This window comes from Synechococcus lacustris str. Tous (assembly GCF_003011125.1).
GTDB lineage: Bacteria > Cyanobacteriota > Cyanobacteriia > PCC-6307 > Cyanobiaceae > Synechococcus_D > Synechococcus_D lacustris.
This window is the reverse complement of record NZ_PXVC01000056.1, coordinates 1-13,751: the sequence shown is the minus strand read 5'-3', so window position 1 is coordinate 13,751 and position 13,751 is coordinate 1. Positions and strand designations below refer to the sequence as shown.

At 53.8% G+C, this 13,751-nt stretch carries 4 protein-coding genes; 1 reads left to right on the top strand and 3 read right to left on the bottom strand.

Annotated features, from left to right (window positions below; translation table 11 throughout):
• A partial coding sequence (locus C7K08_RS15525) for a hypothetical protein (protein ID WP_161955883.1) occupies positions 1–244 on the top strand: 244 nt, incomplete at its 5' end.
• Positions 245–379: 135 nt separating this feature from the next.
• Here the strand turns inward: C7K08_RS15525 and C7K08_RS10185 are convergent.
• The 3 genes from C7K08_RS10185 to C7K08_RS15520 all read right to left on the bottom strand — a co-directional run bounded on the left by C7K08_RS10185 (position 380) and on the right by C7K08_RS15520 (position 13,616).
• A complete protein-coding gene (locus C7K08_RS10185) occupies positions 380–886 on the bottom strand; it encodes a type II toxin-antitoxin system YhaV family toxin (RefSeq protein WP_106500521.1) in 507 nt (168 codons plus the stop codon).
• Positions 867–1,292, bottom strand: coding sequence for a type II toxin-antitoxin system PrlF family antitoxin (locus C7K08_RS10180; RefSeq protein WP_106500520.1), 426 nt, complete (start codon positions 1,290–1,292; stop codon positions 867–869). The genes C7K08_RS10185 and C7K08_RS10180 overlap by 20 nt, the downstream gene beginning before the upstream one ends.
• Before the next feature lie 255 nt (positions 1,293–1,547).
• A complete protein-coding gene (locus C7K08_RS15520; RefSeq protein WP_206603837.1) occupies positions 1,548–13,616 on the bottom strand; it encodes an integrin alpha in 12,069 nt (4,022 codons plus the stop codon).
• Positions 13,617–13,751: the final 135 nt, after the last annotated feature.

Genomic DNA, 13,751 nt, shown 5'->3' with positions numbered 1-13,751 from the left:
ACTTGGTGATGATGGCCGTCCGCTTAGCACTGCTGATTTCCTTGATCAACTGCGCATTCACCCCGTTTACGGCTTTTTATTTCAGCAGCGTGGTGCCATRACAATGGGCAGTGGTGTAATCAATCCAGGCCTAACTGCAAATCCATATGGCGAGGTGCTTAATCCACAATCAATGAGTGCAACTGAGTTATATCGCGCTTCTTTTGCTAGCCCTACAGCATTAAAAAGAGCCCTAGCACTTTAAAAACAAGTAGTGCAAATAAAAAACATCAACTTTCCTTTTAGAGTGAGTTGAAAGAGATGTTTCAGCTGTGCGGTGCACTTACATCAGATGTGATGCAATGAGGCCATTTGCAATGAGCTAATCCTTTGCTACGCATCAAGATAATTGTTCGGTGATCTGCTGTATGCGTCTATTCCCTTGCATGGCTTCTTTAAGCAGCTCTTCCCAGTCATCTGGCGGATGTCCGCTGGCCAGCATGGCTTGAAAAACTCGATAGGCATCGCTTTTGCTGCCGTAGGCGCGCTTGCTCTGCTGGTCATTAACCCAACCGAGCACGATCACCTTTGAGCGGCTGTGAAAGCGAAAGAAAAGCCTGTATTGCTGGAAGAACTTCGCCCTGCGCCACTGCCGATACTCGTTTCCAAGGGTTGAACCCTGCTGAAACTCCTTGCGGCTGGGCTCCAAAGGGATGTCGTGGAGTATCAACTTGGTTATCGCCGCTAGGTGCTTACTGGCGGCTTTGCTTCTGTACATCTGGGGATCCTTTTGGCGGAGAGCCTCTACTTCGGTTATTAGCGCCTCCAGCTGCTCAAGGAATAGCGGGTGCGCGTACACCCGCCAGCCGTTGATCACTACTGCCGCTTTATCCGTTTTGCCTGACATCAAACTGTGTTCCTGTGGCTAACTCGCCCGCGTAGTCACCGTTATCTGGCAGTGGTGCATCGAGATTCACCTCAATCCCACCCACCAATTCCTGCAAGCGGCCCGCCAGATCCGCAGTGATGGGTTGGAGGCGCTCGGGATGGGCGGCGATGTCGTGCTGCAAAAGCGCCAGGAAAGGTGCCAGCGCCGGATCGTCTTCTAATTGCTCAGGGCAGAAGCGCTGCAGCACCACTTCGCCGTTGGCGCGGATGGCGTAAGAGATCCGATCACGCTTGCGCAGCCCCAAGGCCCGCCGCACCGGCTGCGGCACGGTGGTTTGGTAGCGGTCGGTTAGAGCCGATTGCACCTCTTCAATCGGTGACTCACCAGCTGTGGCGGCCGGAGAAGAGGCGTGGGAAACAGCCATGGGACCAGCTAAGAGCARWWCATTAATAGTAATGCAGCTGCATTACTATTAATGTTCYGCGGTGCCTCACCCCACCAGCTGCTGGCTCAGGTGTACTGGTACGTTTCCTGACAGTTACCGCAACTGGCCTGTTACGCGATTACTGGCACTGAAGGCAAATAAAACCGCCTGTGGGAATTATCTAAACTATTAATGTTCGTTCCGTGATACCACAAGTTAAATGTTCTAATCGCAATTAAATAGCATAGAATTGAATTAGGCTACGGTAGCAACCTTTGAAAACTTAAAGCTAATAACTTGATCATCATAGTCACGATCCCCACCACCAGATATATCTTCCAATCCATACTTATTTTCTCCAAGCATTTGGAAGTGACTTATGCCATCCTTGTTGGCAGCAGCAAAAGCAAAGAAGATATCTTCATTCACCAGGGCAAAAGGAGCCAGGTATTGGCTCTCCTGCAATTCAAATGAACGAGTAGTAGTTTGCATATTACCCACCTGCAAACTATYAAGCCCATTCACTCTATTAGCAGCGCTCAACGCCACCGTGGTATAACCCTGTTCCCCTGTGCGCAACAGTGCACCGCTAATTGAATCTTTTACAGTGCCCTTATCATCAACAGTTCGATAGAAACCAGTAAGCGCATCGTAGGAGGCTTCACGGGCGATTTCAACATTTCCACTAATAACTTGAGAGGAATTAAAGGCTGTAAAATTGAGCACAGGGGCAAAGGCCTGATCCTGGGCTATCAATCCATCAAGCTCTTGCGGGGTACTTAGCAGATCAAGGGAGAGATTAACACCAGTACTGGAAGAGAAGCTCACCGATTTGGAAGAATTAGTAGGTGCATTAGCAGTCAATATACGTAATCTAGAATCAGCTGCGACAGTAATATCTTCAAGGGAAGCATCAACCACTTCTACGATACTAATTGATTTACCATTAACTAACTGAATCCCAGCTTCAAAGGAGATACCTGATGGCAACATAACATCACGATTCTCCAGGGTAGTAAATARGCTTATAGCCTGTGATTTAAGAAGGGATAGATTGGCAGCTATAGAAGCAATTCCAGAACCGCTGGCAGGGTCCGTCACCACATAGTACAAATGATTGGCAGTAGTAGCTGCACTAGTTAATTTTGCATTCAGCAAGAAGTTAACAGGGGAAATATTACTTCGATCACTTACCTCAACACTATTAGAACTATTACGATTCATGATGGCATTGGCAATAGTTGTGCCAATAACGCTGGGATCTTCAATTCTGCCATTAATGATTCCATCGAGATCACCCTTAGAGCCGTCCTTATATTTATAGACAACAGAGTCAACAACTCCATCCCCATCAACATCATAAACAATACCGCCAATCCCATTCGTTGGATCAAAGTTAAATGGCATCAAAGCACCTAACTTATCAACAACATAAAGAAGCATTTGCTGATTGGCTATGGGCTTACCATTTTGATCCACCAATGCTAGATCGCCAGCAATCTTGGAAAGCTCGAGGTGAACGCTTGCATTGCCATCGCTATTGGCCGCTACATTGAAATCAATAGCAATATCGCTAAGTGTAACGTTAYTAGGCGCAGAAGCAGTAAGAACAGTATCAGTGCTGTTATAAGTAATATCATCATCAACAGATCCAGACGCAGATGAATTTAGGTTATTTAAATCAAATGACTTCTTACCTGCCTTGGCTAAGAGCTTAATAATAGCTTTCTTGGTGTTAACTTGGAGCTCCAACTCAACCTGATCATTACTCTTAACATCTAAATCAAAATTAGATATACCATCACCAATTGAAAAGATTTGTGAGCGTACTGTAGAAGCAGATAGCGAATCGTCAGCATTTTCACGGCTCACAACCTTGAGCTTCAAAGCAGTTGACAAGCTAGCCAGCTTGGCCGGCTTATTAGTATCTGCGCGAAAGCCTATAGAAATTGTATCGCCAGTGGAATCATCGGGATCAATTTGCAACTCAAGACCAGAAAGTACAGGACGACTTTCCTCGGAATTAATTTCTGGTTCGAGCAGCAAATTGAACTCTTTTTGACCCCGATCGATTAGTTCCGCCACCTCGAGGCTGACGGTAGCCTTGCGAAGGGCCGCAATGGCGTCCGCATAAATGGGAACAGTAATATCCACTTGGGCTTGGCCTACATCAAGGCGCACCAACCCCGCAGCTGGTGTGTAGTGAGATCCTGGCTCGGCCGAGCTATTGCTGCTGGTAGAGACATAACTGATGACTTGACTGCGACTGACGTCAGTGCGGCTGATGCGGAAGCGAGCAACACCAGAGCCTGGGGTGGTGCGGTAGGCGGTGATCGTCAACCCATCGCCAAAGATGGTGCTTCCAGCAACCTGCGAAGGGGAGGGGGAAACAGCATCAGGGGACGAAAATGATTCGGCAGGAACAGAATTCGAAGCAACAGATTCGGACTCGCCAGCAGCACGAGTGGTGGCGATGAGTGCCGAGTTTTGGACGCCGAAAACTGGGGAAGCAACACTGACCTGATTGCTGAGCCAAGTCGATGCGATTTGTCCCTCGGGAACTCGGACATAGACCAAGGTTGGATTGCTGGTACTTGAGACAGCAGGGCCAGCCGTGTAGGCATACCAGAGGCTGCCACCAGAACTCGTATCAAAGGATTGATTACGACTAAACTCATCGCTGAGGCTAATAAAATCGAGGCCATCAGGAGTTAAGAAGAGGACTCGATCGGGATTGATCGCATTCACTGCAGCCGCATTGAAGACAAGCGTATTGGCGCCGTAATCGATCGAGTTGATCAGCTGAATATTCTTGAGCTGTGTGCCACTGAAGATTCCTGGATCCGGGTTAATACTGTTGTAGATGCTGACGGAAACTGTGTCGGCGCGACTGGCATCAGCCACTGCCTCCAAAAGTACTCTCTGACTATTGGCTTTGGCAGGAATGGCCAGGATCGAGGCTGTCTGCTGGTTTGCAGCAGCGGATGCGGAGGGGCGGCTGCTGAATGGCTGGAAAGAGCTSTTTGGAATTGCATCAGCCAGCAGGAAGGTAACCTGCTGGTTGCTGGCGATGTCCGTGGTATTCAGCAGCAGACCAGAACTTGTTTCACCTACAGCTTTGGGGATACTGCTGAGGCTGATACCAGAGGAGTTGCCAATAGTTTTCAGAGCAATATAGTTCCAGTTCGATGAGATAGCAGGATCTTTACTCCCCGGTGAAAATATACTAGTGTAAAGCTGTTTATTGTCCATTCGGGCCATGTAGGTAGACCCGTCGAATTCTGTCAACGCCAGAGAACCGTAGGCAGGGAAAAGATCTGCCACCTCCCAATAGTATGGATTGTATAGATCAACAAACCCATCGCCAACGGCATTGTTGTACTGGCGGAAGATATCGCCTGAGGTAGCGTCTACGTAATAGATGGCCAATCCCTCGGCGCCATTCACGGTTTCGGCGATGGCGGCCAGCTGTCCGGAACCGTTTTTGACTTTCGTGGCTGTTGGGGGGCTGTATTGAATGTCCTGGTAGAGAATTTGTGGATCACCCCACTGATTAGTACCATAGAATTGCGTGACATAAACAGACTGATTTAGGCCCACATAGGCCAGGTAGAGATCACCCCCAGCAATCGCCAGAGACGGTGTATTATTGCTAGTTATCACGGCCGGCAGCTGTTGCCAGTCGGCCCAGCTCTGCCCCCCATCAGTGCTTTGCGTCCAATAAAGGTAAGAATCTAAACCGCATCGAGCCATATAAATTGTGTTGCCATCTCTCACCATCGCGGGGCTCTGATTTGATGTTCCGCCGTTGGCTACTGGCGTCCACAGGGGAGCATCTGAGCCTGTTCCTGCAAAGTTATAGCGCTGATCGGCGTTGCCTTCGAGCTGCAGACTGTTGAAGCCAGCACCGGCGTCGATGCGGATGAAGGCGTAGTCCTTGATGCTAATGCTGTCATCGCCAGCGCCGGTRTAGATCACATCCTTGCCGCCGTTGCTGTTCACCTGATCGGCACCCTGGAGCGTATAGATCACATCKGCTAAGGGGGTGCCGATCATCACATCATCGCCGGGKGTGCCCACCTGGGAGGCGATGTTGAGAAAATCRCCTCCAAAGAGGGCATACTGATTGTTGACGGATTTGCTGGAATCGGAGGGATCGGARACCAGCATGTCCATGAAGCCGTCRCCGTTGACGTCGATATTGCCGTCGAYTGAGTAGCCGGCSAGGGATKGYTGGCTGGGTTCGGTTGCTTGGACGTCAACTGGGGCGATCTCGATTTTGTTGGAKGMAYCAACTCCGCTGGCCATGAGGACRCCGKCCTGCATRTAGAGGGGGATCAGCGACTGCTCAATTGATGAACTGCCGTATCCATACGAGTTGGAATAGAAGAGGCCTGCGCCCGAATACTGACCAACAGAGGAATTGGGTTTGAAGCTGTAAAGAGCATCGGCGGCATATGGATTTACTCCATATGCGTATAGTCGGGCCTGGTCGGTAGCCAGGGATATATTGTAAAAGAAGCTATTCTTAGCAAGATAAGAATAGGAGTMAAACTTWTTCGATCCGGAGCTTGAAGCTAGCAGGCTACTTTCTTCAGTTTCCTGGGCCGTAGCCAAGACGATATTGTTARCATCGCTCATGAAGGMGAGGACAGYGCGMCCCTGGAAAGTCACGGCTGAAATAGGGGATCGACTCMWRAAAGARTTGCCATYTTGATCCTTCAGGATCCCGCTGACGCCTKWRTAGGCTGATCCGGYRYYGTYYAAACTGYTSCCCCATTGRGGCGAWKCWGAATCAGGATTGCTGCTGTAGAGATATCGGACTTCGTATTTATSCTTTRAGTTGCTGCCGACATTGTTATTGGATGGAAAGTAAAGCGCCAGCCGGCCTTCCTCGGCGAGGAGGGTTGGGGTCTTGTAATGGGTGGTTTCTATMGTGGTGCTGGTGCCATCACTGCTCTTGATCTGGTAAGAAATCCAGGTGGTACCAGGATCGCGGGGGTCGGCCTGGGGATCGTCGGGATGGGCGATCCAGATCTGGTTTGATTGATCGCAGTAGGCCACATACAGCTGACCTTTGTAATAGGCAGCACTGGGGGATGTGTTGTCTGACTTGATGGGACTTTCAGTGCTCGTCTTYAGCTGGAACTGTTGCCAGCCTCCCACGACAGAATCRTCCTGSACRGCGGACCARATGYCGTAGCTGTTATTGGCGTTAGCTACCACTCCAGAGAAGAACATTTGGACCTTGCCGTAGCTGTCAAGCACTGGAGACGGTGCCGACTGCGATMRAGCTCCAGCAGGATTGAGCTGTTKRTCTGTAGAAACATTCATCGAGTCAACGTCGCCGCTCTCGTAGCTGAGAAGCGGCTGCAGCCAGCTCTGCAAMAGCGGAATCTCGATATTGCTGCTGGTGKCTGTRATGTCGTTGATCTCGCTGGSGTTATAGGGGTTGAGGGACGATCTCAGCTGGTCGAGGCGAAACGTATTGTTGGCCTTGTCAACGGGGAAGAGCGATCCATCCAGTAGAACGGTTTGTAARGCATRGGGCTTGGCGCTGTCATCGCCATAGGCCGGGCCCAAGGGCCTGAGGGCCAGCATCACATCATCCACACCATTGCCGTTCACATCGCCAGCGGCACGGATRCTCCAGAGTGCCCAGCTCTGTTGATTAAYTCCATACAGMGTGGTTGGTGTATCGGCTGCCAGAAAGTCCAGCCTGCCGTCGCCGTTGAGATCGCCGTAGGAACCGCTGGTGTTGAGTGCCAGCTGCCCCTGGCCACTGGCGGGGCCTAGGGCCTGYTGACTCTGCGCCGCGGTTTCAAAGAAYTTGGTGAGCGARYTCGGGTTGCTTGYRGTAGCGGTGAAGCTKSCGAGGGTCTGGTCGCTCTGGCTGGTGATGCGTGTGATGAGGCTGCTGCTCTGRSCGCTGATRSTGAGCTGGGGCAGGCGGCCGACGGAGGCTCCGCCGGTGAGGCCGGTGCTGGCTGCGGAGCTATTGGTCGAGAGTGCCGCAGCGAGCTGCAGGGTCTGGGTGGAGGCGTCGGCTGTGTTGGCATCCAGGAAGGCATCGCTGGTGCTGGCGCCTCTGATCAGGCGCACGCCCGTCTTCAGTAGAGGGGATCCTGCAAGCACCATGTTGTTGGTGGTGATAAGCATGTCGTTCAGGCCATCGCCGGTGATGTCGCCAGCAGCGGTGAGGGTGGAGCTTGTGGAGGGATTCGCCTGCTGCTGTGCTAACCAGCCACCGTTGCCATTGGGCAGCTGCACCGTGGTGTTCAGCCAGGTCAAGCTGTCTGGATTGCTGAGCGCAGGCACAGCGTGGAGTTGCACCTGGTCCAGTTCGCCCGTGCTGTTGCTGACGCTGCCCAGCAGCAGGCTGCCATTCACATTCAGAGGTGTGGTCGCCAGGGATGTGCTGACGCCGCTGCTGCTGGCCAGGYTGATGCCCTCCCATTGCAGATTGGCCTTGCTGGTGTCGATGCTGSCGTYRGCATTGATCACCACACCGTTCACCGGGGTGCCATCGAGCTGGAGGAAGTTGAGCCGCTGCAGGCTCACGGAGCCATCKGTGTTGCGATAACTGAGGCCAAGCCCGGTCGCGGTGGTGTTAAGTCCAGCCGATGTGGTGCCCGATGCATTCGCATCGCCGGGGCTGAAGCTGGAGTTGAGCGTGAAAGTGCGACCACCGGCACCAGAATAGACATTGATCGTGCCGCCATTGTTCACAGCCAGCACCGGCACCCCATTGAGCAGGGTGGCCGTGGGGGCGGCCGTGGCGGTGATCGCCTGGAAGCTGCTGCCGCTGTTGTCGCTGCGCTCAAGCAGCTGCTGTTGGGGCAACCATAGGGGTGCATTGGTGCTAACAGACACGGTATTGGCCCGGCTGGTATTGGCCACGGCCTCCAGCAGGACTTCCTGGCTGCTGCCGGAGGCCGGCACGGTCAGGATCGATGCTGTCTTCTTCGTAGCGCTGGTGGAAACGGATGCGCGGCTGCCGTAGAAGCTGAAGTCGCCGGATGCAGCAGGCAGAATGTAGGTGGCCTGCTGGTTAGTGGCGGTATCCGTGCTGTTCAGCAGCAGACCGGCACTGTTGCTGCTCAGGCCGATACCAAAGGTGTTGCCTGTGTCTCGCGAGGCAATATTGTTCCAGTTGGTTGTAGTGCCCGGATCATTTCCGGCCGAGGAGGCGATATAGGCAGTTGTACTTGGTGCACTTGGAGTGCCACCCGGATAGGCGAGATAGGTCGCTCCGTTAAACGTCGTAGCAGCCAATGCCCCCGATGCGCTGTAGCCAGGTGCATAGTCCTGCGTGCCCAACTTTATGGCCGAGCTATAGGTGCTGGTTGTCAGCGGAGTGGCAGAGAAAGTGCGGTAGATGGTGCCTGTCGTGTCATTTGCAACGTAGTAAATGGCCAGCCCCGTAGTACCGTTCACAGATTCGCCGATGGCCACGGCTCCGTAGCCCTGCTTGGCAGTCTGATTGTTTAAATAAACTTGATTCTCCCATTCATTCCGAGTAGCATCCTTAAGCTTCGTAATGTTAATGAACTGATTTCCCTTACCCAGATAGGTCAGGAAAAGAGCGCCATTCACGATCGCCAACGACGGAGCATCCTTGCTGTACATTCCTGTGGGGCCTGTTGGCAGCTGTTGCCAGTCAGCCCAGCTCTGGCCGGCATCGGTGCTCTCGGTCCAATACAAGGTGTTGTCCGAAGCCAGGCGAGCCATGTAAATCTTGTCGCCATCTCTCACCAATGCAGGGTTGAATGCTGATGCTCCTCCGCTGGCCACCGGTTGCCAGAGGCCATCCGGGTTGGTGCTGATCGAGCTATAGAGACTGCCATTACCCACATCAGTGCCATCGAGGCCCACCCAACTGATCGAGAGTGCGGAACCATCACTCAGCAGCTGCGGTCTGAATCGACTGCTGAACACAGTGGTGCCATCGCCGACGGCACTGGGGTTGCTCCAGGCGCTGGCTTCGCCGATATTGGGATCCCAGTTGGCAAGGGTGAGTTGATTGTCGGGGTCCAGATAGGCGAGATAGAGCTTGTCCTGATGCCAGGCCAACGAGGGGCTATTCCAGCTCTTGAAGGAAGTATTGGCGTCCGTCAGATTTGTCCAGCCTGCCCAGGTGTTGCCGCCGTCACCGCTTTGATTGAAGTAGAGACTGCTATTGTCGTACCCTTTGACGACACAGTAAATACTGTTGCCAACAGCCAGAAAGCTCGGAGCCACATTCGAAAGACCGCCATCCGGATTCACTCCTGGCAGTTCTGTCAACGGGGTGTTGGCCGGCTCGGGATTGCTCGCTTGTCCCGTAAGACCATTGGCTGGATCCCCATCGGAGACGGGGGCGAGATAACCAAAGCCTGCTCCCAGCGGCAGGATCGTGCTGGCTCGCCCGTAGAGGAGGCCGGTTGTGCTGCCAGCACCGGCATTGCCCTGATCTGGCCTGCTGAGATTCGTCTGCAAGAACAGGGCGATGTCGCTGAAGCCGTCGCCGTTGACATCGCCMACGGGGATSACCTCAGTGYYAGAGGCGACCTGRAATGTGTARTMGTTRTAGGCRTAACTGGCAAGAATATCTTGGGTATTGGCACCCAGCTCGATCCGCACGGTGTCGGTGAATATCCCAGGTTGCCGTGAGAAATAATCACCATAGCCGTCRCCATTGAAGTCGCCGMKCGAGCGCAGCGWRCCTTGGGTCTGGCTGGCCAGACCGTCGAGGAGATAGCCGGTGTTGCTGGCAAGTTTCTGCAGTTGCAGACTGCCGATGGCTTCGAGGTAGGGGTGTCCGTAGGTGAGATAGGCCTGRCCGTTRATGCCGGAGCCCAGCKGGATGTCGTTATTGCCGTTGGCATCCACATCGCCTGCTCCGAAGCTTCCCTGGCCAGTGGCGGCTGAAACACCATGGCCCAGCTCTGAAAGGATGGCAGTTGTGAGTGGGCTGCCATCGGCAAACGTGAGCTGGCCGATGCTGCCAGGCTTCACACTTCCCACAGCCGGATTATGGCCGCCAAGGAGAGGGCCGCCACTGAAATTCTTGCCTGAATTAGTAGTCAGGCTTTGAATCAAATGTTCGTTGCCAAAGACCGCATAACCACTGCCGGCACCCGAGGAAGCGTTGGGAGCCTGGACAAGAAGATCCTCGTATCCATCGCCATTGGTATCGCCAAGATTGACGAGACCAGTACCAAACTGATCAAGGTCTTCCGCTCCATAGAGGGTCAACCCGCTGGTGAGATAAGCAAGATACTGATTGTTGCCAAGCTTGTTTGGAGTCAGACCAACGCCATTTGCGCCAAGATTTGTGTCCTTAATCCAGGCAGCAGCACTGCTGGGTTGATCGAAAGGCTGGCTGGTGTTGATCAGATAGACAGAGCCGGGACCGCCGGTGCTAGGGGCACCAACAGCCAGGATGTTCTGCGAGTTGCTGTTGGTGCTGTCTCCGAAAGCGAGGCTGGCACCAAAGTCTGTCGCTCCGCCGGTATTCCAGCCATTCGGACCATAGAAAGTTGCCGAGGCGTTGCTTGGATTCAAAGGGCCTGGGGTGAGCCCACTGGCTGTATTAAAGAGGTAGACACTGCCGACAGCCGCGGTCTGGATGGCGGAGTTGTTGTCTGCACTCGCCTTGGCGATCGGTTTGGTCTGCAATTCCTTGAGCGCCTGCATGTAGGTGCTTTCTTCGTTGGCGAGATCGCTCTTCTTCTTGCTGGTGTTGTTGCTGATCACATCCGCCAGGGCCTTGTTATCAGTRCCGTCGCTTGTGACGTAAACATCCACACCTTCGTCAACTGTCTGCTTGGTGGGCAACATCACTTTGATCAATGCGCCCTGGCCGTAGGGTGCCGAGGGATTTTTATTGCCAGCTTCCAGTTGAWTCACTGCCTCGGTACCGCTATACAGCAGCGATGCCTCCACCCCCGGAGCACCGATCGCCAGTTTTCCGGTATCGGAAACGGCCAGCGATGCGCCAAGCTGAGCTCCCCAGTAACTGGACGCAGGYCCRCTGACATCATTGGTGTCTGTGCGGCCRGCGAKGCCRASRGTCGGTTTCGATAAAGATTGATTTCCCGACGCAAAAGCAATGCTGGTACTCTTATACTGATARACAGCGCCGATCGGGASCGACTCCGCATCGGCTCCTACCTKGCGTGAATAGTTGGGTGCTCCGATATAGAGRGTTTTCGAAGTGGAATCAAAGGCCAATGCCCAGCCRAAAGCTGATTGGCTAGAATCTTCTTTGCTGCTTGTTGCAGCAGCAGCAGGGGAAAGCACCAGCACATGGGATCCGGCGTTATCAGGGCTGGCCAGATTGAGTGTTGAATTGGCATCTGGATTGTTAAGGTTGTCCTTGATCCAGTTGCCATCGATGATCACCACCTTGCCGCCGCCATTGGCGGACGGTGCACTGATCACCAGATCCAGCACACCATCAYCATTRATGTCTGCTACCAGCATCGTCTGGGCAAAGTTCTGGCCCCAGCCGAGTGTGGGATCCGCCTTCACCAGTAGCCCGCCGCTGGAGTTCTGATGAGTTTTGTCGTTCAGCAGGGGACGGTTGGGGGCTTCCGGTGAGAAGTTGCTGTTGGCMAGTGCATTCAGCCAGGTGTTGGGCGCATTGGCGGCATCGTCGGTGACAGCCTTGTGCTCTGCTGTCTTGGGATCGCTGCTTGTAAAGTTGCCGGTGTATTGAATCCAGGCTCGCCCGGCAGGGTCGCTGATCGCATTCGCAGAGCTCGGCTGGGCAACCRCCAACCAACCGCTRTACGTTTTGYTGGATGCCGAGCTGGATGCCGATTCAAACCAGCCATAGGCCGTCGATTGCCCAAAGCTGGGAGCTGGCGATGGGGTGGCCGGGCTATTGGCCGCCAGCTGGGATGAGGCGCTCTTGAGCACAACACCGCTGTCGATGTATTTGAGCTGCAGCGGTGCGGCTTCGATGACAGCAGCCGTAGCCAGAGCCGTCGTTCGCTTATTGATCAGCGTCTCGGCTGGTGAGCCTGATGCCGTGCCTTTGTAAGCATTGAAACTCTGGCTGCCATATGTGTTAAATCCGTCAATGGTTGTGGTGTAGTCCTGGGACTTCCCAGCTGACGCATTAGAGTCACAAACGGAAATCTTGATTTCCGCTTTGTAGATCATGCCTTTGTCAAGTTCGCCCACATCCGCAGTATTACTAGGCTTCCTRGAAATCAGTAAATTGAGCTCGGGGGCATTTGAAAGAAAGGTGTAGTCCAGATTGGCACTTGTCGCCCTGRGCTGCAATGTGGCCAGAGTGGTGGCCTGCCCCATCAAGACTTGTCCTGGGGACAGCACCCGGATTACTGGATCACCACCTTGATCAGGGGCAAGAGTGACCGTAATCGTTTGGAGAATATCCCCGCCAGGGTTGAACTGCTGGTTAGTTGTTCCATTTGTATTGGTCCAGATATTGCTGGACCAATCCGTCGGCTTGATGGGGATCACCAGATCCTGTGCCAGCGACGAAGCCGTGGCGCTGGGGATGGTGGCCTGCGGCTGGAAGATTGGGTTCAGGGGCGCGGCTTCAGACCAACTGCCGTTGAGTGAGGCATTGCTCGTGGGGGTGAAGGTGGARCTGAAGGTGGCGAGCAGCGCGTTGTTGGGATTGACATCGCGGGAGCGCCAGTGCTCGGTGATCGCTGATTCGATAGCGCCAGGATTGGGGGTGCCTGCTGTTGCCGGATAGCCCAGCTGCTTGAGGATGGCTAGGGCATCTTGCTGGGTCGGTTCAGGCCAAGCACCACTGGCATTTACCGGCAGCGGTGGCGCCGGCAGCAGGGCCTTGTTGTAGAGCGCAAACTGATCAATCACCCCACCGGCATTGTTCGGCAGCAACAGGGCAGTGTCGTTGATGTTGGTGGCCAGGTAGGCGTTGGCAACGCCAGGCTTCGATGCCACCAGCTGGTTGTCCACATAGAGGCTGGCGGTGCCGTTGTTGCTCGGCACTTGGGTCTCGACACCGTTGATGGTATAGGTCCGGTAATCCGGCAGGTAGCTAGCCACCACGTAGTGCCACTCACCATCGCGAAGATCATCCGGCAACGGAATCTGGCGCGTGTCGCTTGGGGTGGTGGCAGCTGATGTGATCGAAACTTGATCGGCAACATCAAATACAAGTTTGCCTTCGCCATTCACCGAAATGGCAGGGCCCGGTGAAACGGCAAACGTCAGCTCAAGGCCGCCATATTGTTCAAAACCTGATGTTGTACTCGTACCAGTAACTGCAGGATCCAGGCTGAAGGCAACCTTGGCCGAKGCGTAGTTTTCCTGATAGTCCCAGAGGGCCTGGAACATGTCTTTGAGACTTTGATTTTTGCCCGGATCGCTGGAGAGCTGCCCATCTCGGGCAAACACCAGGCCGCTGTTCAGCAGCGAGCTGGCGGTATCGATGCCGACGGCATTGAGATTCGAGACCGGCAGGCCGGTATC